We start from the raw sequence: 21,405 nt of genomic DNA on the forward strand, positions 1-21,405 counted from the left end.
GGTCAGGTCGCGGGCACGTGCGCGTGCGCGTACGCGATCGACACCGCGAACGACACGACCGCGACCACGACCGCCGCGGCGTAGCCGACCCACTTCCCGTAGCGCTTGCCCGCGGTCTCGACCATCACCCAGCCGATGATCCCGCCGCCGATCGCGCCGCCGATGTGCGCGCCGATCGAGATCCCGGCGAGGAAGAGGTCGCCGACGAGATTGATGAGCAATAACGGGCCGAAACCCGTGTCCCAGAACCGGATGCCGCGCCGCGCCATGATCACGGTGGCCGCCGCGCCCACGCCGAACACCGCGCCCGACGCGCCGCCGCCGAGGGTGACGATCGACATCGACACCATCGCGCCGAGCGACCCGGCGAGCAGCGACGCGCCGTAGATCGCGCAGAACCGCCACGGTCCGATCGCGGGTTCGAGCACGATCCCGATGAAGTACAGCGCGAGCATGTTGAACAGGATGTGGAACACGCCGAAGTGGATGAAGCCGGACGTGACCAGCCGCCACCACTCGCCGTTGCCGCCGATCTTGTAGGTCAGCTCGCCCCAGCGCACCAGTTGCGGGTTCGAGGTGCTGTCGTTCACGCCGTTCGTGAGCAGGAAGACGACGACGTTCGCGGCGATCAGGATCTGCGTCGCGATCATCGGCCGGCCGGCCAGCGAGCGGCGCACCCGCTCGGTCGTCGGCGGCCGCTCGGCGCGGATGCACTCCCAGCACTGCGACCCGACCGAAGCCTGGTGCAGGCACTCGCCGCACGCGGGCCGTCCGCAGCGCGTGCAGTGCCGGCCGGTCTCCCGGTCGTGGTGGTGGAAGCAGGTTTCGGGTGCGCCCGGAGGCGGCGGTGCAGGAGGGGGAGGGCCCGGGGGGTCAGGCATCATCGAGGAGACGACGGTACTCCTCGGGCAGGTTCTCCAGAATGTCGGGCGGGATCTGGCCGAGCCGGTACGCATCGCGGAACAGGTCCTGCTGCGTCGGCGGCCACCACGGCGGCGAGACCTTGTCGTCGATGGTCCGCGGGTCGACGGGACCGCGCGTGTTCGACGCCTCGTAGACCGCGAAGCAGAGCTGCAGCACGCGCGTCGCGAGCTCGCCGCTGAGGCTCGGCTGGGTGCCGTCGAGGAGGCAGTCGACGAAGTTCGCCGACATGTCGGTGAAGCTCCGCATGTAGCCGTCGTCGAGCCCGGCGAACGAGGTGCGCGTGCCGTCGGCCTCGTAGAGCATCACCGACGGGAGGTCGTGCAACTTGCCGCAGAACTGCGTCACCCACAGGAAGCCGTCGGTGCCCTGGATCTCGAAGAACTCGTCGGCGCCCCAGTAGTCGGAGCGGATGTGCATGCGCGGCGCGTAGGTGACTTCCATCATGCCGAGCAGGTCGTCGCGGTCGTACTCCCAGATCGCGGCGGTCGGCGTCTCGAAGAACAGCGGGCCGCGGCGCACGATCGCCTGCACGCTGCGCACCTGCTCCTCGAACAGCCAGCACGCGACCGCGTACTTGTGCACGATGTCGTCGAAGAGGTGACCGCCGGGGCTGTGCGCGTCGAAGCGCCACGTGTAGCCCTCGGGGTCGAGGTTCGCCTGGAACTCGTTGTCGGACTTCCCGACGACGGTCTTGATCCGCACCATCGTCGGCGTGCCGATCGCGCCGGCGGCGATGAGCTCGCGCGCCTTCACGAGCGGCGGATAGTGCACCGCGTTCTCGGTGACGCGGAACGTGACGCCCGCCTTCGCGACCGCGTCGGTCATCTCGCGCGCGTCGGCGACGGAGTTCGCGATCGGCTTCTGCGCGGAGATGTGCTTGCCCGCGCGCGCGGCTGCGATCACGTGGTCCTTGTGCATGAACGTGGGCGTGAGGATCTCGACCGCGTCGATCTCGTCGTCGGCGAGGATCGCGTCGATCGAGTCGTACACCTTCGGAACGCCCCACTGCTCGGCCAGGCGTGTGGCCTTCTCGCGGCGAGGGTCGCACACCGCGACCACGTCGCAGCGCGGGTGCGCGAGATACCCGGCGACGTTCAACGGCGCGATGTTGCCGGTTCCGATGATTCCGAGACGTACGCGATCCACGTGCAGGCCCTCCCGTCGGCTGAGGAAACCTAGTACCGCGACCGCCGGGAGCCGGCGCTGCCCGGGGCTACCGTCGCTGCATGCCCGAGGCTCCCGCGACGCCCGACGCGAGCGCGGCGCCCGGCAGCGCGCCGGCCTTCGATCTCTCCGACGACCGGCCGCCGACACCGCCCGAGGGGCTCGACGCGGCTGCGGTCGCCGCGCGCGTCGCGCGTGGGGAGACCAACGCGGCCGAAGAGCGCACGAGTCGCACGCTCGGCGAGATCGCGCGGGCGAACATCTTCACGCGCTTCAACGCGATCCTCGGCTCGATGCTCGTCGTGATCATCGTCGTCGGCCCGTTCCAGGACGGCCTGTTCGGCATCGTGCTCGTCACGAACACGTTCATCGGCATCATCCAGGAGTGGCGGGCCAAGCGCGCGCTCGACCGCCTCGCGGTGCTCAACATCCCGCGCGCGTGCGTGGTGCGCGAAGGCGAACACCGCGAGATCCCGACCTCCGAGGTCGTGCTCGACGACCTCGTGGAACTGCGCGCCGGCGATCAGGTCGCGGCCGACGGCATCGTCCGGCGCGCCGAGGGTCTCGAGGTCGACGAGTCGATGCTGACGGGGGAGTCCGAGCCCGTCGCCAAGCGCGAGAGCGAGCCCGTGCTGTCGGGCAGCGTCGTGGTCGCGGGATCGGGACTCGCGCAGGCCGTGCGTGTCGGCAACGACTCCTACGCGCGTCGCATCGCGACGGAGGCCCGTCGCTTCACGCTCGTCCGCTCGGAGCTCTCCGCAGGCATCGACACGATCCTGCGGTTCGTCACCTGGGCGCTGCCGATCACCGCGTTGCTGCTCGCGTTCAGCCAGTTCCAGGGCCACCGCAGCGTGCGTGCCTCGTTGTCGGGCATCGTCGCGGGGATCGTGGCGATCGTGCCCGAGGGCCTCGTGCTCCTGACGAGCATCGCGCTCGCGGTCGCGACCCTGTCGCTCGCGCGGCGCCGTGTGCTCGTGCAGGAGCTGCCCGCGGTCGAAGGGCTCGCGCGCGTCGACGTCGTGTGCCTCGACAAGACGGGCACGCTCACCGAAGGCGTCATCACGTTCCGCGAGCTGCACGCGTTGGGCGATCACGACGAGTCGCGCGTGTCGAGCGCGCTCGCATCGCTCGCGTCCGACGAGCATCCGAACGCGACGCTCGCCGCGATCGGCGAGCGCTTCGGCGGCGAGGCCACCTGGAAGCGCGTGGACGCGACGCCGTTCTCGTCGGCGCGCAAGTGGAGCGCGGCCGCCTTCGACGGCCACGGCGTGTGGGTGCTCGGCGCGCCCGAGATGGTCGTGCCCGATTCGGACGCACCGGCACGCGGCCGCGCCGACGAGCTTGCCGAAGCCGGCAACCGCGTGCTCGTGCTCGCGAGCGCGTCCGGCGCAACCGGACCGCTCACGACCGATCTCCCCGCCGGTCTCGAGCCCGCCGCGCTCGTGACGTTCGAGGAGAAGGTGCGCGACGACGCCACCGAGACCTTGCAGTACTTCACCGATCAGGGCGTGCAGCTGAAGGTCATCTCGGGCGACAGCCCGCGCACCGTCGGCGCGGTCGCACGCCGCGTCGGACTACCCGGCGCCGACAAGCTCGTCGACGCGCGCGAGCTGCCCGACGACGACGCCGCGTTCGCGGACGCGATCGAGCACCACGCGGTGTTCGGCCGGGTGACACCGCAGCAGAAGCGCCGCATCGTCGGCGCGCTCCAGGCGAACGGGCACACGGTCGCGATGACGGGCGACGGTGTGAACGACGCGCTCGCGCTGAAGGACGCCGACATCGGCGTCGCGATGGGGAACGGCGCCGCCGCGACGCGCGCGGTCGCGCAGCTCGTGCTCCTCGACAGCAGCTTCGCGTCGCTTCCCGGCATCGTCGCCGAAGGCCGGCGCGTGATCGCGAACATCGAACGGGTCGCGAACCTGTTCGTGACGAAGACCGTCTACGCGATCCTCCTCGCGGTCGCCGTCGGCGTCGCGCGCTGGCCCTACCCGTTCCTTCCCCGGCACCTCACGGTCGTGAGCAGTGTCACGATCGGCATCCCCGCGTTCCTGCTCGCGCTCGCGCCGAACGCGGCGCGGTCACGCCCGGGCTTCATCCGGCGGGTGATCCGCTTCGCGCTCCCGGCCGGCGCGATCGTCGCGACCTCGACGTTCCTCGTGTACTGGATCGCGCGCGACCGCAACCACCTCTCGCTCACACCGGCGCGCACGACCGCGACGATCGTGCTGCTGTTCGTCGGCCTGATCGTGTTGCAACTGCTCGCGCGCCCGCTGACCCGCGCGGGCGTCGCACTCGTCGTCGCGATGACGATCGGTGTCGTGCTGCTGTTCGCGCTCCCGTCGACGCGCGACTTCTACGCGCTCGGCCTGCCGCCGGGGCGCGCGCTCGTGTGGTGCGCAGTCGTCGGCGCGATCGCGTTCGTCGCGCTCGAGGGCTGGTGGACCGTCGACCAGCGCGCGCTGCCGGAGCAGGAGCGCACGCCGCGGTTCGCGCCGCACGGTCAGGGAATGGTGGTTGGGGGCCCACCCGATGCCGGTGGTGTCGACCCCGGGTGACGATTTCTTCCGGTCGGGCTCGCAAGCGTCGCCCTGCTGACGCCTCAGCCTCCGGGTCGGCCGGGCCGCACGGGCGATCCGGCCGTCGTGGTGGGAGCGCCGACCTTCGTCGTCGTCGTGACGCCCGGCGGTGTCGCGCCGACGAGCACGATGTCGGGCGTCATCGTGTACGACCACGTGATCCGCTCGCGGATCTCGGGATGGCCGGGCTGGTCGATCACGCGGAAGAGCTGCGTCTGGTACGCGGTGTGACCCGACGCGGTGTCGTCGGTCTGTCCCGGCTGCAGTGACGGGCACTCGTTCGCCGGATCGAGCTTCGGATCCTTGGGCGGGCACTGCACGACCTGCGTGGTGAACGGCGTCTGCTTCAGGATGTCGACGCAGCGCGTGTACGGATCCGTCGAGCGGCAGTTCGCGCTCTCCTCGGCGACGACCTTGCCTTCCTTGTTGCCGTAGAGCGTGACCGTGACCGACGAGCTCGAGTACGACGCGCGCACGAGCACACCGTGTTGCGAGTTGTTCTGCCACTTGAGGTCGAGGATCGGGTAGTTCACCGTCGCCTCGCGCCCGAGGGGATAGCGGCTGTAGTACACGCTGTGCGGCTTGTGGAAGATCACGTGATAGCCGCCCCAGAACGCGGCGTTGTAGGTGGTCGTCGCGATCTGGCTGACGCCGCCGCCGTAGTCCTCGGCTTCGCCTTCGTAGTACACGGGTGCCTTCACGAAGCCGCGCTCGGGTGTGCGCGCGCCGAGCACACCGTTGAGTGAGAACACGCCGCCCGGTGGCACGACCGTGTTGCTCATGATGTCGGCCGCGCGATGGATGTTCGTGACGCGTGTCTGCCCCGGGATGTAGTGCGTGGTGAAGCTCGACACCTCCTCGGTGATGCCGAGCTTGTTCGCCCACGTGGTGTCGTGCGCGGGGTGACGCGTCGCGAGGCTCGTGCTCACCGTCGAGCGATTGGCGACGATCGCGTGCGCGATCGCGTCGAGGTCCGGTTCGAGCCCGTTCTGCGACGGCACGACGACGACGTGATTGTCGCTCGTGACTTCGAAGCGCGCGTCGACGGGCGGGGTGCCGATCGTGTCGAGTTGCGGTTGCAGCGCGGTGGCGAGACGCGCTCGGTCGACGTCGAGCACGACGTCGCCGCCGTCGACGTGGGTGACGAGCGCGGTCGCGATCTGCGCCGGTGTCACCGCGAACGTGTGACCACTCGACGACACCGTCAGCGGGTGACTCAGGATGGCGCGCGCCTTGGTCGCGGCCGCCGCGACCTGCGCAGGGGTCGTGCGGGCGGGGATGCGCCCGTACGCGAGGTGGAAGGGCGCGCGATCGCCGTCGAGGAGCTCGGTGACGAGCGCGAGGCGCGCGTCGTCGCGGTCGATCCCCATGCCCGATCGTGGCTCGACCGGGACGACGGTCGTGCCGGTGAACTCGAGTCCGCCCTCCTGCACGCCGCTGTCGACCTGCGCGCTCCAGCGGTCGACGATCGCGTCGGCCGCGTGCGTGTCGAACGACACGACGGGGTCGATGTGGTCGGGTCGGATGTGACGCAGGATCGTGCCGGAGACCTGCGCGATGGGATTGCGACTGCGGCCGTCCTCACGCGCGCGCCGCACCGTCGCGCGGGCGTCGATGTGGAGGTGCAACGACGTCGGATCGGCGACGAGCGTGTGCCCGTCCGCGACACCGCGGATCGGCTTGCGCGCGAGGTTCTTCTCGAAGTGCTGGATCGACGCGTAGGCGGGGAGCTCGCGCTGTCCGGAGATGTCGAGTGAGTCGATCTTCACGCCCGGCATGACGCGACCGCGGTACGCGATGCGCTCGGCGACGCCCAGGAACAGCAGGACGACCACGAACACCGCCGCGACCCAGGCGACGTCCTGCCACTGCAGCATCTTGGCGCGCGCCGCCGGCTCGGGGGGATCGACGAGGGCGGTCATCGGCGCGGTGAGCCTACTTTTATGGTCGCACTCGCTTCGCTCGCCGCTCCTGACGCCTCAGTCACCGAGCCGGGTGGGTCGCGCAGCGACCGCCCGTTGCCCGCGCGTTTGCGCGACGATTCGCGCGATGAGCGGTGATCTGCGTGCGTTCCTGCTCGAATCGGGCGCGACCGAGGACGACATCGCGCGCGCGACGGAGGAAGGCTGGCTACCGCTCCTCGCGTTCGACCGCATGCTCATGCCGGGCCAGGCACGTTTCGACGTCGCCGGCGTCGCGTCCGCGGCGGGCACCGACTCCGAGCTCGCGGGACGGATCTGGCGCGCGCTCGGCTTCCCCGATGTTCCGGACGACGTCACCGTCTTCACCGACCGCGATGTCGGCGCGCTGCGGTTCGCGGTCGAGCGGCTCCAGGGCGACAGCGGCTTCACCGACCTCGAGCATCAGGTGCGGATCGTCGCCGCGAGCCTCGCGCGGCTCACGTCGTTCGAAGCCGACGTCGTCGCGCAACGCCTCGACTCGATTCGCGCCACCGGTGTCGACGAGGAGACCGCGGCGCGCGAGCTGCTCGAAGAGACCGACTGGGAAGGGCTCAGCTCGCTCATCGACTACACGCACCGGCTCCTGTTGCGCGCCGCGGTCTGGCGGCGACTGGCGCGTCCCGCGAGCGGCCCGAGCGTCGATCTCGCGGTCGGCTTCGCCGACATCGCGGGCTATACGGAGTTGTCGGAAGGGCTCGACGAGCACGAGCTTTCCGACCTGCTCGCGGCGTTCGAGGTGCTCGCGTACGACACCGCGGCCGAGCTCAACGGCCGCATCGTGAAGACCATCGGCGACGAGGTGATGTTCGTCGGCTTCCCGAACGACGTCGCGCGCATCGCGCTCGCGCTCGCCGAACGCGCCGCGATCGATCCGGTCGTGCCGGACGTTCGCGTCGGTGTCGCGTCGGGCATGGTGCTCGCGCGCGACGGCGACTACTACGGACCGGTCGTCAACCTCGCGAGCCGCATCACGGCTCGCGCGCGGCTCGGGACCGTGCTCACGTCGTCGGGCTTCCACGCCGCGCTCGCCGAGGATCCGCAGTTCGCGTGGCGCCGGCTCGGACCCAAACGGGTGCGTGGGATCGGCGTCGTCGAGCTCTACGTCCTCCGTCGAGCGCCCTCGTAACCGCGCGGTACCGTGGCCGGATGGCTGACGGGCTCTGTCTGCTCCAGATCCACGCGCATCCCGACGACGAAGCGTCGAAGGGCGCGGGCACGAGCGCGAAGTACGCCGCGGAGGGTGTCCGCAACGTGCTGGTGTGCTGCACCGGCGGTGAAGAGGGCGACATCCTCAACAAAGCGATGGAACGTCCCGAGATCCGCGCCGATCTTCCCGCGGTGCGGATGGCCGAGCTCGAGGCGAGCGCGCGGGCGATCGGGTACGCGCAGGTGGATCTGCTCGGATACCGCGATTCGGGCATGCCCGACACCGAAGCGAACCAGCGGCCCGACAACTTCGCGAACGCGCCCCTCGACGAGGCGGTCGAGCGGTTCGTGAAGATCATCCGCGCCGAACGGCCGCAGGTGATCATCACGTACCACGAGGACCGGCAGTGGTACCCACACCCCGACCACATCCGCGTGTGGGAGATCTCGGGTCCGGCGTTCGAAGCGGCGGGCGATCCCGACCGCTTCCCCGACGCGGGCGAGCCGTGGCAGCCGAGCAAGCTCTACTACGTCGCCTGGTCGATGCAACGGGTGAAGGCGCTGCACGCGGTCTATGTGGAGCGCGGTGAGGAGAGCCCGTTCGCTCGTTGGTTCGACGAAGAGAACGGCATGCCCGACCGCGACGAGCGCTTCACGACGCGCGTCGACGTGAGCGAGCACCTCGGTGCGCGCCGCGCGGCGCTGCTCGCGCACGCGACGCAGGTCGACCCCGACGGCCACTGGATGGCGATCCCGGACGAGCTCGTCCGCGACGTCTACCCGTGGGAGGACTACATCCTCGCCCGCTCGCTCGTTCCCGGCACCGTGCCCGAAGGCGGCTTCGAAGAGGATCTCTTCGCCGGTCTGCGCGAGCCGGCGCGGCGCTCGTCGTGAGCGACCAGAAATGATCGTCGACTTCGTCGTCGCCGAGCGCAAGAAGGAGCTCGAGCGTCAGCGCGTGCTCGTCGCGGGCGATGAGGTCGAGGCGGCCGCGGTCGACGACACGCCGGCCGAGGTCACGTTCACGCTCACGCCGGCCGACGCCGCGCTGGTGAAGAACGGCGAGCTGAACCTGTCGGTCGCGTTCATGCGCGGCACGATGAAGATGGCCGGCGACTCCGGCGTGCTGTTCCACGCGCTGCCCGTCCTGACGCGCCACGCGTCGGTGCTCGCGGGCGCGTGAGCGAGCACGACGCTCACCGCGCAGCACCGTTCGACATTCAGTAGCCCTCCAGGGCACTGAACGTCGCAAAGTGGGCGGGACGGTTACGCGGCGGCGCGGCGGGAGCGCTGGAGGTCACGCAGCTCGCGGTAGCCGACGAGGTGCGCGCCGGCGCGCTCGACGAGCGCTCGGAACGACGGGTCGGTCGTGAGGAACGCGTGGTCTTCCACGCGCTGCGCCCAGTCGGGATGCGAGCTGCGCAGCTCGTCGCTGTCGACCGCGGGGTGCAGGAAGATCTCGGTGACGCCCGGGCGCAGGTCGAACAGGGTCCGCTCGATGCGCCGCCGGGCGCCGACCGGACAGTTCACGAAGTGGTCGGTGAACAGGACCCCCTCCTCGGCCGCGAGCCGGCGGAACGGGAAGCCGATCTGGCGCTGCGAGCTCTCGCCGGCCATGCGCAGTGGAAGGTCGAACTCGATCGCCATCTCGAGGTAGACGTCGAAGAAGTCGGCGCGCAGCTGCAGCGTGCCCATGTGGCTGTCGAGGTGACTGACGTCGAAGCCCCAGAGAATCGAGCGCTCGATCTGCGTGCGGCACTCCTTGCGCACCTCGTCGATGTCGGCGTGGTCCCACGCGTCGCTCACGGTGCGCGGGAAGCCGCCGTCGCCGTCGAGCAGGCTGGGGGAGTGGGTGATCGGACCCCAGCGGTAGGTCTCCCACTCGGAGTTCAGCGTGAGGTGCACGCCGACGTCCTCGCCGCGGTACATCGACGCGGCGTCGCGCGACCACGGGCACGGCACCATCAACGTCGCGCTGGTCGCGAGCCCGCGCCGTAACGCGTCGTAGACCGCGACGTTCGCGGCCCGGCTCGACCCGAGGTCGTCGCAGTTGACGATGAGCAGCTTGGCGTCGGGCGCGTATCCGAGCGCTTCCGCGAGGATCGTCACGCGCGCAGGCTACAAGCCCTTGAAGTCGTTGAAAGAGGGGATCGTCGACGCGAACTCCCGCAGGCGCTTGCCGTGCAGCGTCTCGAGCCCGACGATCGCGCCGTCCGCGAGCAGCAGCGTGAGCACGGTCGCGAACACGCGCCGGTGCACACCCGCGCTCTGGATGCTCGACAGCGGGATCGCGCCCGCGAACCGACGCGGCCGGGCGCGGATGAGCGCGGTGCGCCACACGACGAGCCGCTCGCTCGTGACACCGACGACCATCTCCGGTCCCGCGATCGGGAAGTTCGCCCGCTTCGCGATGCGCACCCAGCGTGCGTACGACCGCCGCTGCGAGATCGACGGCCGGTACATCGTGTTCGCGGGTGTCTCGGTGACCGACGCCTGCATGCCCGCGCTGAACCGCAGGGCCAGCATGTCGATCAGCGTCTCATCCTCGTGGAGCCCGTCCGGACGATCCATTGGCGCGGTGAATCGTCGCGATCAGATCCGTTCGATGAGCGTGCCCGTACCGAGCCCTCCGCCACAGCACATCGTCACCAACGCCAGATTCGTGTCGCTCCGCTCGAGCTCGTGCAGCGCGGTCGTCACCAGGCGCGCGCCGGTCGCGCCGACGGGATGCCCGAGCGCGATCGCGCCGCCGTTCACGTTCACGCGGTCCATGTCGGCGCCGACTTCGCGCTGCCACGCGAGCACGACCGACGCGAACGCCTCGTTGATCTCCACGAGATCGATGTCGGCGAGCTTCATGCGGTTGCGATCGAGGATGCGCTGCGTCGCGTCGATCGGACCGGTGAGCATCAGCACCGGGTCGACGCCGACGAGACACTGGTCGACGATGCGGCCGCGCGGCTTCAGGCCGAGCTCCTTGGCGCGCGCCGCGGTCGTGATGAGCACTGCGGCGGCGCCGTCGGTGATCTGCGACGACGAGCCCGCGGTGTGCACGCCGTTCTCGCGTGCGACGGGCTTGAGCGCGGCGAGCTTCTCGAGCGACGTCTCGCGCAGGCCTTCGTCGCGCGCGACGTGACGGGTCTCGCCGGTCGGCGTGCCGTCGTCCGCGAGTGTGGGCGCGTCGATCGGCAGGACCTCGCGCTCGAAGCGGCCTTCGGCCCAGGCCCGCTGCGCGCGCTCCTGCGATTGCAGACCGAAACGGTCGCAGTCGTCGCGCGTGACGCCCCACTTGTCGGCGATGCGCTCCGCGCCTTCGAACTGTGACGTGAGCTCATAGTGCTCCGCGTACGACTTCGTGATCGGACGGCCGAACTCGCCGCGTGTCGCCGCGCCGAGCGGCACACGCGACATCGACTCGACACCGCACGACAGCGCCACATCGATCACGCCGCTCTTCACGAGGCTGGCCGCGAGGTTCGTCGCCTGCTGCGACGATCCGCACTGCGAGTCGACGGTGGTGCCCGCGACGCTCATCGGCAGGCCCGCGGCGAGCCACGCGTTGCGTGCGATGTTGAACGTCTGCTCGCCGACCTGGCTGACGCAGCCGCCGACGACCTGGCCCACCTGCTCCGGGTCGATGCCCGAGCGCTCGATCGCGGCGCGCTGCACGGCGCCGAGCAGATCGACGGGGTGCACGGTCGCGAGTCCGCCGTTGCGCTTGCCCAACGGTGCGCGGACGGCCTCGACGATCACGACGTCGGTGTCGGCGAGCTGAGCCATGGAACCTCCCGGAGCCTTGTCGGGCGGATCGTATCCGCCGCCCGGAGCGGCCCGATCCGCGGGTCAGTCGGCCGCGAGGATGATCTTCCCGATCGTCGCGTCGGTCGCGAGCCGGTCGTACGCGGCGGTCGCGTCGGCGAGGGGCATCACCGCTTCGACGACCGGCGCGACCGTCTTCGCCGCGAGCAGCGGCACGACGTCGCGTACGAACGCGTCGGTCGCCGCGGCCTTCTCTGCGCGCGGCCGCGGTCGCAGCACCGTGCCGAAGAGCCGCAGTCGGCGCTGCATCACGGTGAGGATCGAGAGGTTCGCGTTGCCGCCCGCGAGCGTGCCGATGAGCACGATGCGCCCGCCGGCCGCAGCCGCGCCGACGTTCGCTTCGGCGTACGCACCCGCGACGAGATCGAGCGTGACGTCGACGCCGTCGGGTGCGACTGCGCGGATCGCGTCGACGAGCGCGACGACGTCGAGCGCGCCGTCGGCGGTGCTCGGCGCGACGATGCCGTGATCGAGACCGAGCGGTCGGCACGCCTCGATCTTGTCGGCGGTGCGCGAAGTTCCGATCACGCGCGCGCCGAACGCCTTCGCGAGCTGGAGCGCCGACGTGCCGACCCCCGAGCCGACCGCGTGCACGAGCATCCACTCGTGCCGCGCGATCGCGGCCTGCGTGCACATCGCGTCGTGCGCGGTGACGAACGTCTCGGGGACGCCGCCCATCGCGACGAGGTCGAGACCATCGGGCACGAGCGCGCACTGACCCGCGGGCACGACCGCGAGCTCGGCCTGACCGCCGCCGCCGGTGACCCCGAAGACGCGGGTGCCGACCGCGGGCCCGTCGACGTCGGCGCCGAGCGCCTCCACCGTGCCCGAGAATTCGAGGCCGGGGATGTCGGGGGGCGAGCCTGGCGGCGCGGGGTAGAAGCCGGCCCGCTGCATGAGGTCGGCGCGGTTGAGGCCCGCCCCGGCCACCCGGACCAGCACCTCCCCGGGGCCGGGCTCGGGATCGGGGTGCTCACGGACCTCGATCCGGTTCTCGCCGACCGTCGTCACCGCTCGCATCGGCCGACCGTATCCCGCTATCGAGACCGACAGCTCGCCGGCGTTGCCGCGCCGCTCGTGATCGCGGTCGTCGTGAAGAAGTGGCACGAGAAGTAGCCGATGAGGCTGCCGCCGGCGTTATGGACCTCGTACAACGGCGGGTTCCATCGCGAGTCGGGCAACGGCTTCGAGCGGTCGATGTAGCCGACGGTCTTACCGGGCCCGATCACGGCGACGATCTGGCTCTCGGGTGTCGCGGCAGTCACGGTCGGAGCGTGGTCGACGCCGGCGTCGCCTTCCGTCCTGACGGGAAGCGATGGCGAGTAGAGGACGCCCGACCCGGACACGATTTGCGGCGGATCTCGCGTGAGTCCGCCCCACACCACGAGCCGGCCTGCGACCCACGCCACGGCTGGGTCACCGCGGACGTAGGTGTGGACCGCCGGCAACCGCAGCCATGAATTGGTCGCGGGGTCGTACGCGAGGCTCGTCGTGGTGCCGGGGAGCAGCGCGATCGAGCCCGTCCACGTCGCCGTCGTGCCGAGCTGAGAGTCGATGACCTTGGGCGCGTCCGCGAGTTGCCGCCACGCGTCCTGGCCGGGAATCAGTGCCAGCGAGTGGACGACGTGGGTCGCCGAGCCTGGGGTCGTGTTCGCGCGCTCGAACTCGTTCAACAGCAGGAGCGCGTGGCCGGTCCACGCGAGCTGGCCCCCGTTCGGCGCGGTCGGAAGCTTGGTCCACGAGCTCGTCGCGGGCCGGTACGCGGCGACGGGGACCGCGGCGCCCGGCACGCCCGCACCGGAGACGACGATGACCTCGCTCCCGGTCCACACAAGACCCGCCGCCTCGGGAAGCGGGATCGGCGCGGGTGGGAGTTCGTGCCACGTGTTCGTCGCCGGATCGAAACGCGCGCCGTCGCCGATGTCGGTCCCTGCTCCTCGAGAACCCGCGCTCACCGTGCCGCCGAACACGACCACCTCGCGTCCGGTCCAGACCGCGCTCGCGAGCTCTCGACCGGCGATGGGTGCCGCGGCGATCTTCGTCCACCGATCGGTCGCGGGGTCGTACAGCGCGCCGTCGCGGAACCAGCGGTCGTGCACGGGATCGAGCCCGCCCCATACGAACATCGCGTGCCCGGTCCACACCGCGGTTGCGCCCTGGCGCGCCGCGAGCGGGCTGCGCGCCATCGGGTGCCAGCGGTTCGTCACCGGGTCGTAGAGCGCGCCGTCGCCGAACGGGTGGTTCTTCAGCGTGGCGCCGCCCCACACGATCAACTTCGTTCCCGTCGACACGCTCGTGAACGAGCCGCGCCCGGCGAGCGGACCATTCGCCATCGGTTGCGTCGCACGGTGCGTGCGCGCGGAGTTCGTTCCCGATCCGCGCGCCACCAAGACCGCGGCCGACGCGCCGATCACGACGACCATCGCGATCGCGGCCGAGACGAGCGCGCGTCCACGTCGCGCGCGCACCGCCCGAACCGGCCGCGGCACGACGACCTCGTCGAGCGACACGGGCGTCGTCGCGGCCGCGAGTCGGCGCGCGTGCGCGCGTACGCGGTGAGCAAGTGCGTCATCGATCGTCACGGACGACTCCCAACTGCACGCGCAGGTGCCGCAACGCGCGGTCGACGTGGTTGCGCAGCGACGACACCGAGCATCCGAGCTGCTCCGCCGCCTCGCGCTGCGACAGGTCGTGCCCGATCACCAAGATGACCGCGGCGCGCTGGCGCGGCGAGAGCTGGGAGAGCGCACGTTCGAGCTCCGGGTCGCCGAGCATGTCCTCGTAGGGCCGCTCGTTCGCGAGGGTCGACCTCGGCTCCTCGCGGCTCGCCCGGCGTAGGGCCCGGCGCGCCTGGGTCTGGCCGACCCGGTAGAGGTAGCCGGCGGGGTTGCGCATCGGTCCGACTCGTTCCCAGTGCTCCCACCCCCAGGCCAGGGCGTCGACGGTGGCCTCGCGCCCGATGTCGGGCCCGAACCCGGCGACCAGTGCGCGGAGGAGGGCGGGCGAGCTGCGGTCCACGAAGGCCGCAAACGAACCGTCGATCTCCGGCTCGGGTCCGGGCCCCACCGCGTCCACGCGTCCCATAGAGCCCCCGACGCCCGCCGATGTGTCACACCCAGTCAACCGCCCGGCGGGTCGGAGCCGGCGGGTCCGAGCCGCTACGGTCCCGGGCGTGTCCGAGCCGGCGCTGCGCATCGTCGACGAGGAGCAGAACGAGGTCGGCCTCGACGCGGCCGACGCCGCGGCCCTGCTCGCGGCGACCGCGGGCCTCGAGGCCGCAACCGTCTCGGCCTGCCCCGACTGTCACAGCCGCGTGATCGCCGCGGTCGCGCTCGTCGACCTCGTCGACGTGTCGCCGCCGTTTCCCCGGGCGCGCGACGTCGTCGAGCTCGCCGACGAGGCGCCGACGCTGCACCTCTATGTGATCGACGACGCGAGCGACTGCCGCCATCGGTCGTGGCTCGACCCGCTCTACGCCGAGTGGATCGACGTCGTCGACGACGGCGCCGGCCCGCCCGTCCGCTGAGCTTTCTGGTCGCACTCGCTGCGCTCGCCGCTCCTGACGCCTCAGGTTGCGGGTCGGACGGGCCGCGCGGCGACCCGTCCGTTCTGGTGAGTCCGCCCGTCCGCGCTTCTGGTCGCACTCGCTGCGCTCGCCGCTCCTGACGCCTCAGGTTCCGGGTCGGACGGGCCGCGCGGCGACCCGTCCGTTCTGGTGGGTGCGCCCGTCCGCGCTTCTGGTCGCACTCGCGGCGCTCGCCGCTCCTGACGCCTCAGGTTGCGGGTCGGACGGGCCGCGTGGCGACCCGTCCGTTCTGGTGAGTCCGCCCGGCAGGGTCGTCTGGATTGCGGGACCCCCACCTGGGTAGAAGGTGCGCTTCAGGTCGGCTCCGGGGGGAGGGACGTGTTCGGGCGGAGCGCTGCCGGCGCGCCGAGGCGGGGGCTGCTCGCGACCATCGCTGTCGTCGGCGCGGCCGCGGTCATCACTGGCGCCGCGATCGCCGGGTACGCGCGCTGGTCGACCGGCGCGCCGACCGCGCTGCCCTCGCACTCGCTGCGCGCGACGTCGAGGGCCGTCTTCGATGATGCGACCGCGCAGCTCGATGCCGTGCTCGCGCACTCGCCGATGCCGGCCCCGACGACCGTCGCCGCACCCCATCCGACTCCGTTGATCCGTCCGGGCGTCGGGAGCCGGCCGCTGCGCATCCTGGTGGTCGGCGACTCCGTCGGCGTGAGCTTCGGCAAGGGCCTTCAACAGTGGGCCGCGCAGAACGGACACGCGCAAGTGCTCGACCTCGCGCGCTTCTACTGCCCGCTGGGCCGGAGACTTCCGATCGTGCAGGGCCTGTTCACGCACGCGGCCAGCGAGGGTTGCGACTGGACGCAACGCTGGAAGGACGCGGTGCGCGACTTCGACCCCGACGTCACGTTCGTGCTCTTCTCGATCTGGGAGGTCTCGCCCCGCCAACTTCCCGGCCGCGCCGACTTCCTCGCGCCGGGCGCGCAGGCGCTCGACGCGTGGCAGCTCTCGGAGTACCGCGCCGCGGCCGACGAGCTCAGCGCGCGCGATGCGCCGATCGTGTGGTTCACGATCCCGTGCGAGCGCGTCGAGAACCGGCCGGGCATGGCGCTCTGGGACGTCGACCATCACACGATCCCCGCGCTCGCGGCATCCAACCCCGCCGTGAAGGTCGTCGATCTCGATCGCGCGATCTGCGCGAACGGACCGATGAGCAGCTTCGGCGGCGTGGCGACGCCGCGTCCCGACGGCGCGCACTTCTCGCTCGCGGGCGCGCTCGCCGTGTCGAACTGGGTGATGCCGATCGTGCTCGGCCAGGCACCCAACCCGCGTTGATTCGCTCGCTCCATCGGACACCCTCGTTCCGCGCGGCCGAAGGCGCGAGCGAGATCTAACCGAACAGCAGGCTGATGCTCTCGCGGTTCGAGATACGGCGGATCGCCTCGCCGAACAGGCCCGCGACCGAGACCACCTCGACGTGGTCGGGGAGCGTGACCGGCTGCGTCTCGACCGTGTCGGTGATGAACAACCGCTCGATCGGACTGCGCGCGAGCCGCTCGACCGCGGTCTCCGTGAGCAGCCCGTGCGTGACCGCCGCGTACACCGAAGCCGCACCCCGTTCCGCGAGCACGCGTGCGGCGTCGGCGAGCGATCCCGCAGAGATCGTGAAATCGTCGACGATGAGGGCGGTGCGACCCGCGACGTCACCGATGAGCTCGGTCACCTCGGCGGTCTCGCTGTGGTCGACGCGGCGCTTCTCCGCGATCGCGTACGACGTCCCGAGCCGGTCGGCGAAGGCGATCGCCTTCTTCGCGAAGCCCGCGTCGGGCGCGACGACGACGAGATCGGGAAGGTCCTTGGCGCTGATCGCTTCGCACAGGATCGGCATCGCGTAGAGGTCGTCGACGGGCACATGGAAGAAGCCTTGGAGCTGCGGCGCGTGCAGATCCATCGTGACGACGCGATCGACGCCCGCGCTCTCGATCGCGTCGGCGCACACGCGCGCGCGGATCGACACGCGGGGCTCGTCCTTCTTGTCACCCTTCGCGTAGCTGAAGTACGGGAGGACCGCGGTGACGGATGCCGCGCTCGCGCGCTTCAGCGCGTCGATCCAGAACAACAGCTCCATGAAGTTGTCGTTCGCGGGGAACGCGGTGCCCTGCACGATGAACGTGTGCCGCCCGCGCACGTTCTCGAGCACGCGCACGAAGAGATTGCCCTCGGAGAAGCGCAGGGTCTCGCTCGCGCCGAGCGGGTGGTCGAGGTAGGCCGCGATCGACGCGCCGAGCTGCCGGCTTGCGGAGCCTGCGAACAGCAGGAAGTCGTCGGCCACGCGGCCAGCCTAGAGGCGGAACCGCCTCGTCGGCTCGGCCCGGTTCCGCGCCATACTGCTCGTCGTGACGGGCGCGGGGGCCGGAATCACCAACGTTGCCGCACCGCGACTCGGTAGGGCCCTCGTGCCCACACGACCCGACGGCATCGACCCCGACGCCGAATGGATCGCGCAGTCGATCGAAGCGCTCGACTTCGCCGGAGTCGAGGCCGATCACGTCTCGCTGAACGAATGTCGCCTGCGCGGGGTGAGCCTCACCGGCGCCCGACTCGAGCAGTTGCGGCTCACCGATGTCGAGCTCGTCGACTGCGAGCTCTCGGGACTCATCGCGACGGAGTGCTCGATGCTGCGCGTCGCGATGCGCGGGTGCCGCATGACCGGCGTCGTGTTGTCGGACAGCACCTTGCGCGACGTCGGCATGACCGGATGCAAGCTCGACGACGCCAACCTGCGCTTCACGAATTGCGAGCGCGTGCGTCTCGAAGACTGCTCGCTCGCACGCGCCGACCTCACGGGCATGACGATGAAGGCGGGCGCGGTCGTCGACTGCGACCTGCGCGCCGGCGACGTCACGAAGGCAAAGCTCACCGGCACGCGCCTCACGGGCTCGAAGATCGAAGGGCTGCAGGGCGCGGGCGCGCTGCGCGGCGTGGTGATCGGAACCGAGCAGGTGCTGCCGCTCGCGCTCGCGATCTTCGCCGATCACCACATCACGATCGACGACGACGGGTGACGATCTCGGCGCGGTCGATCTCGATGGTCGTGATCGCGGGGCTGCTCGCGGGCGCGTGCGGGAAGGGCAGCAGCTCGTCGGCGTCGAGCGCGACGACCACGACGGTTGCGCCGTCGCCCGCCGCGAACCCCGCGTACGCGAAGGCGGGTCCGTACCCGGCCTCGTTCCACACGCTGCGCGCCGGCACGCGACCCGTCGACGTGTTCCTGCCGGGTCAGCCGGGCAGCGAGAAGGACCACAAGCAGGCCTGGTACGACATCCGCGCGCCCGAGCGTCCGCCGTCGGCGCCGGCGGAGCCCACTCCGGTCGCGGAGCAGGTGACGATCCCCGCGTATCGCGACCTCCCGCCTGCGCTCGGGCCGTTCCCCGTCGTCCTGTTCAGTCACGGCTACGGCGCGCAGCCGCTCGTGAACGCGACGCTGGAGGCGGATCTCGCGTCGTGGGGTTTCGTCGTGATCGCGCCGGATCACGTCGAGCGCGACACGTACGCGTTGATCACGAACCACGCGACCTCGAACAACACGCGCGATGCAGCCGTGCTGCACACGGCGATGCTCGCGGCGGCGCGCGATCCCGCGGTCGGTCCGTACATGAAGCTCTCGCAGGTCGCCGCGGTCGGGCACTCGCAGGGGGGCGGCACCGCGCTCGCCGCGCTCTCGCGGCGCGACGTGAAGGCCGCGGTTGCGTGGGCGTCGACCGTGCCGAGCACGCCGCTGCCCTCGAAGCCGGTCATGCTCATCGGCGCGCAGCACGATCTCGAGTTCGGCGCGAGTGTCCAGCAGAGCATCTACGCGCGGCTGACGGGACGGCGCGCGCTCGTGCTGCTCGGCGGCGGCGCGGGCCACGCGACCTTCGTCGACGAGTGCGAAGGGCTGCGCGCGAGCGGTCAGCTGACGCCGGGCGGCGACGAGCGCGATCCACAGAATCCGGGCGGTCTGCTCGAGCTCGCGCAGAACGGCTGCTATCCCGACGAGGTCGATCCCTTGGTCGCGTGGCCGGTGATCACGCATTTCACGGTCGCGTTCCTCCGCTCCGCCTTTGGCATCGACAAGCAACCGGTCGGGCTCGGAGACGGCATCGCCCGCGCGTTCCCGATGCTGCCGCTCACCTACGAGCACCACCCTTGATGGTCGGGCTCGCGGAGCTCGTCCTCCGTGACGCGGGGCGGGAGCGGTCGAGGTCGCATGCTCGCGGCGCGCCCGCTTCGGTCAGCGCGGCTCGAGCAGCTCCGTGAACGACTCGTCGATGCAATCCATGAGCAGCGGCACGTCGGTGACGGCCGCGGGGTCGATGTTCAGCCCCATGTGCAGCTCGTCGCAGTAGGAGAGCAACGTGACGTTGAGCGCGCAGCCGGTACGGGGCCCGAACGGGTAGTTGGCGAGGATGCGCGCACCCGCGAGGTAGAGCGGGACCGGGCTGCCGCGCAGGTTCGACGTCGCAAAGTCGATCGTGCGCGTCTGTGAGTGCGTCGCCGCGACCAGCATCGACGTCGGCAAACCCGACGCGAACCCCGCGAGGAGCTCGGCCGCCGAGAGCGCGGGTTCTTCGCGCGTGTCGCGCAGTCGCTCGGAGATCGTCGCGAATCGAGTCGCGACGTCGTCGGGATCGGTCGGTACCAGGAGCCGCGTCGGCACGAACCGGTTGGCCGCCTGCTCGCCGCGCTCGCGCGTGCTCACCGGCATCGCCATGCGCAGCTCGTCGGCGATGCCGCCGAGCTTGTGCGCGTAGCGGCCGAGCCCGCCCGTCACCCCGGTCACGAACACGTCGTTCAGCGTCCCGCCGAAGCGCTTCGCGGCCGCGCGCGCGACCGGCAGCGCGACCGTGAACACCTCGAGATGACGGCGCAGCGATCGTCCGGTGAGCACGCTCGAGCGCGCCGACCCCGTGACGAGCACCTGCCGGCGCAGCGAGCCCGCGAACCGGAGTGCGCCGCGCGCGTTCGCCGGCGCCTCGGTCGGGTGGGTGACGACGTGCCCCGCGGTCGCGGCGACCGATCGTCCCGTCGCGACGTGGCGGCCGACCGCGTCGCCGACTGCATCGCGGAGCACTCCGAGCGGCGACGGTCGCGACACGTCGCGGGCCGCGCCGTCGTCGTGAAGCTCGTCGGTCGGTCGGGCCGGTTTTGCCTCGAAGTCGACGAGCGCGAGCGACAGCTTCAGACCACCGACTCCGTCGGTGATCGTGTGGTGCATCTTCTGGAGCATCGCGGTGCGGCCGCCGCTCAGGCCGTCGACGACCGTGAACTCCCACAGCGGACGCGAACGGTCGAACGGTGCCTCCGCGAGCGCGGCGCACACTTCGAGCAGCTCGCGCATGCCGCCGGGCTCGGGCGCAGCGACGCGGCGGACGTGGTAGTCGAGATCCAGATCGGGATCGTCGACCCACATCGGCGGCACGATGCGCAGCGGCGCGGAGACGACGCGCTGGCCCAGCTTCGGGATCGCACGCAGCGCGTCGTCGAGCTTGGCGCGCAGGCGATCCGGATCGGGTGACGACTCGAGCACCGTGAGATTGCAGAAGTCCGAGCGGAGCGCGGGGTCCTTCTCGACCGCCCACATGATCGCTTCGGAGTCGGACATCCGCAGGCTCATGGTGCGGACAGTCTTAGCGCCTGGGCGCTAGCGAGGCACGCGTGTGCGCTTGAACTCGTTGAAGCGGCTCCAGTCGAGCAGCTCGACCGCCCGCGCGAGGTCGTCGGCGCGGCCCCGCTCCATGAAGCGGATGAACGTGGCCTCTTCGCCCTCGCAGAAGGTCGGCACGCCGAACACCGCCCAGCGATCGACCGCCTCGGTGTGCTCGGCGGCGAGCGCCTTCAGCGGCCGGCCGGTCGCGACCTCGGCTGCAACCGCGTCGACGTCGATCCCGACGCCGGCGGCCGCGTCGCGCAGCACCGCTTCGTCCTTGAGCTGGAGGCCCTTGTCGTGGCGGGCCGCGAAGAGCGCGACGTGCGCGTCGAGGAACTGCTCGGGAAACTGGTCGCGGATCGCGATCCCCCACTCGAGCGCGAGCACGCCGCCGCCGCGCTCGTCGGCGGGACGGTCCCACACCGCGGGGCTGCCTTCCTCGACGTGCACCTGGTCGAGCGAGTACGCCTGGAACCGGTAGTCGATGTCGGTGCCTTCGCGGAGCGCGTTCACGACCGCTTCGTGTGCGTTGCGGGCGAAGGGGCAGCGGTAGTCGAAGGTGACAGCGATCTGGCGGCTCATGGCACGCGCCTCCCGGGGGGT

At 71.0% G+C, this 21,405-nt stretch carries 20 protein-coding genes; 8 read left to right on the forward strand and 12 right to left on the reverse strand.

Going from position 1 to position 21,405, the window contains the following annotated elements; translation table 11 throughout:
* Positions 1–2 precede the first annotated feature (2 nt).
* A complete protein-coding gene (locus tag VH914_08845) occupies positions 3–677 on the reverse strand; it encodes a rhomboid family intramembrane serine protease (GenBank protein HEX4491295.1) in 675 nt (224 codons plus the stop codon).
* 196 nt (positions 678–873) lie between these two features.
* The gene (locus VH914_08850; protein HEX4491296.1) at positions 874–2,070 is read right to left on the reverse strand and encodes a Gfo/Idh/MocA family oxidoreductase; all 1,197 of its coding nucleotides are present in this window, start codon (positions 2,068–2,070) and stop codon (positions 874–876) included.
* 80 nt (positions 2,071–2,150) lie between these two features.
* On the opposite strand from VH914_08850, the gene VH914_08855 reads away from it, so the two are divergent.
* The gene (locus tag VH914_08855; GenBank protein HEX4491297.1) at positions 2,151–4,646 is read left to right on the forward strand and encodes an HAD-IC family P-type ATPase; all 2,496 of its coding nucleotides are present in this window, start codon (positions 2,151–2,153) and stop codon (positions 4,644–4,646) included.
* Between the two features lie 44 nt (positions 4,647–4,690).
* Here VH914_08855 and VH914_08860 read toward each other — a convergent pair whose 3' ends face one another.
* A complete protein-coding gene (locus tag VH914_08860; GenBank protein ID HEX4491298.1) occupies positions 4,691–6,589 on the reverse strand; it encodes a VanW family protein in 1,899 nt (632 codons plus the stop codon).
* Between the two features lie 127 nt (positions 6,590–6,716).
* On the opposite strand from VH914_08860, the gene VH914_08865 reads away from it, so the two are divergent.
* Genes VH914_08865 through VH914_08875 form a run of 3 tightly spaced genes read left to right on the forward strand, consistent with a single transcriptional unit; the run spans position 6,717 to position 8,957 of the window.
* Complete coding sequence (locus VH914_08865; protein HEX4491299.1) at positions 6,717–7,754, forward strand: adenylate/guanylate cyclase domain-containing protein; 1,038 nt, start codon at positions 6,717–6,719, stop codon at positions 7,752–7,754.
* A gap of 20 nt (positions 7,755–7,774) precedes the next feature.
* Positions 7,775–8,668 carry a mycothiol conjugate amidase Mca gene (gene mca, locus VH914_08870; GenBank protein ID HEX4491300.1) on the forward strand — a complete coding sequence of 298 codons (894 nt, stop codon included), beginning with the start codon at positions 7,775–7,777 and terminating at the stop codon, positions 8,666–8,668.
* A gap of 10 nt (positions 8,669–8,678) precedes the next feature.
* Positions 8,679–8,957: an SCP2 sterol-binding domain-containing protein gene (locus tag VH914_08875; protein ID HEX4491301.1), complete on the forward strand. Its 279-nt coding sequence runs from the start codon at positions 8,679–8,681 to the stop codon at positions 8,955–8,957.
* Positions 8,958–9,040: 83 nt separating this feature from the next.
* Here VH914_08875 and VH914_08880 read toward each other — a convergent pair whose 3' ends face one another.
* The 6 genes from VH914_08880 to VH914_08905 all read right to left on the reverse strand — a co-directional run bounded on the left by VH914_08880 (position 9,041) and on the right by VH914_08905 (position 14,677).
* Complete coding sequence (locus VH914_08880) at positions 9,041–9,883, reverse strand: polysaccharide deacetylase family protein (protein HEX4491302.1); 843 nt, start codon at positions 9,881–9,883, stop codon at positions 9,041–9,043.
* A gap of 9 nt (positions 9,884–9,892) precedes the next feature.
* Positions 9,893–10,300: a hypothetical protein gene (locus VH914_08885; GenBank protein HEX4491303.1), complete on the reverse strand. Its 408-nt coding sequence runs from the start codon at positions 10,298–10,300 to the stop codon at positions 9,893–9,895.
* 66 nt (positions 10,301–10,366) lie between these two features.
* Complete coding sequence (locus VH914_08890) at positions 10,367–11,554, reverse strand: steroid 3-ketoacyl-CoA thiolase (GenBank protein ID HEX4491304.1); 1,188 nt, start codon at positions 11,552–11,554, stop codon at positions 10,367–10,369.
* 63 nt (positions 11,555–11,617) lie between these two features.
* Entirely contained in the window at positions 11,618–12,613 is a 996-nt protein-coding gene (locus VH914_08895; protein HEX4491305.1) for an NAD(P)H-quinone oxidoreductase, read from the reverse strand.
* 17 nt (positions 12,614–12,630) lie between these two features.
* Positions 12,631–14,175, reverse strand: a complete 1,545-nt coding sequence (locus tag VH914_08900) for a kelch repeat-containing protein (protein ID HEX4491306.1) — start codon at positions 14,173–14,175, stop codon at positions 12,631–12,633.
* Positions 14,162–14,677 carry a sigma-70 family RNA polymerase sigma factor gene (locus VH914_08905; protein HEX4491307.1) on the reverse strand — a complete coding sequence of 172 codons (516 nt, stop codon included), beginning with the start codon at positions 14,675–14,677 and terminating at the stop codon, positions 14,162–14,164. The genes VH914_08900 and VH914_08905 overlap by 14 nt, the downstream gene beginning before the upstream one ends.
* An 88-nt stretch (positions 14,678–14,765) precedes the next feature.
* Here VH914_08905 and VH914_08910 point away from each other — a divergent pair, with 88 nt between their 5' ends.
* Positions 14,766–15,119: a hypothetical protein gene (locus VH914_08910; GenBank protein ID HEX4491308.1), complete on the forward strand. Its 354-nt coding sequence runs from the start codon at positions 14,766–14,768 to the stop codon at positions 15,117–15,119.
* 378 nt (positions 15,120–15,497) lie between these two features.
* On the forward strand, positions 15,498–16,448 hold the full coding sequence (locus VH914_08915) for an SGNH hydrolase domain-containing protein (GenBank protein HEX4491309.1): 951 nt from the start codon (positions 15,498–15,500) through the stop codon (positions 16,446–16,448).
* A gap of 55 nt (positions 16,449–16,503) precedes the next feature.
* On the opposite strand, the gene VH914_08920 is transcribed toward VH914_08915, so the two are convergent.
* Positions 16,504–17,445, reverse strand: coding sequence for a ribose-phosphate pyrophosphokinase (locus VH914_08920; GenBank protein ID HEX4491310.1), 942 nt, complete (start codon positions 17,443–17,445; stop codon positions 16,504–16,506).
* A 124-nt stretch (positions 17,446–17,569) separates the two neighbouring features.
* On the opposite strand from VH914_08920, the gene VH914_08925 reads away from it, so the two are divergent.
* Positions 17,570–18,178 (forward strand): pentapeptide repeat-containing protein, encoded by a 609-nt coding sequence (locus VH914_08925; protein ID HEX4491311.1) that lies wholly within the window; start codon positions 17,570–17,572, stop codon positions 18,176–18,178.
* The gene (locus tag VH914_08930; protein HEX4491312.1) at positions 18,175–19,305 is read left to right on the forward strand and encodes a dienelactone hydrolase family protein; all 1,131 of its coding nucleotides are present in this window, start codon (positions 18,175–18,177) and stop codon (positions 19,303–19,305) included. The genes VH914_08925 and VH914_08930 overlap by 4 nt, the downstream gene beginning before the upstream one ends.
* An 81-nt stretch (positions 19,306–19,386) precedes the next feature.
* Here VH914_08930 and VH914_08935 read toward each other — a convergent pair whose 3' ends face one another.
* Both VH914_08935 and VH914_08940 read right to left on the reverse strand, forming a co-directional pair.
* Positions 19,387–20,769 (reverse strand): wax ester/triacylglycerol synthase family O-acyltransferase, encoded by a 1,383-nt coding sequence (locus VH914_08935; protein ID HEX4491313.1) that lies wholly within the window; start codon positions 20,767–20,769, stop codon positions 19,387–19,389.
* A gap of 27 nt (positions 20,770–20,796) precedes the next feature.
* Positions 20,797–21,384: a DsbA family protein gene (locus VH914_08940; protein HEX4491314.1), complete on the reverse strand. Its 588-nt coding sequence runs from the start codon at positions 21,382–21,384 to the stop codon at positions 20,797–20,799.
* Between the last annotated feature and the right edge of the window lie 21 nt (positions 21,385–21,405).

The organism is Acidimicrobiia bacterium, assembly GCA_036271555.1.
Taxonomy (GTDB): domain Bacteria; phylum Actinomycetota; class Acidimicrobiia; order IMCC26256; family PALSA-610; genus DATBAK01.

What these genes read in the sequence shown, in the direction of transcription:
- VH914_08890 (HEX4491304.1), bottom strand. Translation starts at nt 11,554, where the DNA reads ATGGCTCAGCTCGCCGACACCGACGTCGTGATCGTCGAGGCCGTCCGC.
- VH914_08895 (HEX4491305.1), bottom strand. Translation starts at nt 12,613, where the DNA reads ATGCGAGCGGTGACGACGGTCGGCGAGAACCGGATCGAGGTCCGTGAG.
- mca (HEX4491300.1), top strand. Translation starts at nt 7,775, where the DNA reads ATGGCTGACGGGCTCTGTCTGCTCCAGATCCACGCGCATCCCGACGAC.
- VH914_08905 (HEX4491307.1), bottom strand. Translation starts at nt 14,677, where the DNA reads ATGGGACGCGTGGACGCGGTGGGGCCCGGACCCGAGCCGGAGATCGAC.
- VH914_08935 (HEX4491313.1), bottom strand. Translation starts at nt 20,769, where the DNA reads ATGAGCCTGCGGATGTCCGACTCCGAAGCGATCATGTGGGCGGTCGAG.
- VH914_08885 (HEX4491303.1), bottom strand. Translation starts at nt 10,300, where the DNA reads ATGCTGGCCCTGCGGTTCAGCGCGGGCATGCAGGCGTCGGTCACCGAG.
- VH914_08940 (HEX4491314.1), bottom strand. Translation starts at nt 21,384, where the DNA reads ATGAGCCGCCAGATCGCTGTCACCTTCGACTACCGCTGCCCCTTCGCC.
- VH914_08865 (HEX4491299.1), top strand. Translation starts at nt 6,717, where the DNA reads ATGAGCGGTGATCTGCGTGCGTTCCTGCTCGAATCGGGCGCGACCGAG.
- VH914_08860 (HEX4491298.1), bottom strand. Translation starts at nt 6,589, where the DNA reads ATGACCGCCCTCGTCGATCCCCCCGAGCCGGCGGCGCGCGCCAAGATG.
- VH914_08855 (HEX4491297.1), top strand. Translation starts at nt 2,151, where the DNA reads ATGCCCGAGGCTCCCGCGACGCCCGACGCGAGCGCGGCGCCCGGCAGC.
- VH914_08875 (HEX4491301.1), top strand. Translation starts at nt 8,679, where the DNA reads ATGATCGTCGACTTCGTCGTCGCCGAGCGCAAGAAGGAGCTCGAGCGT.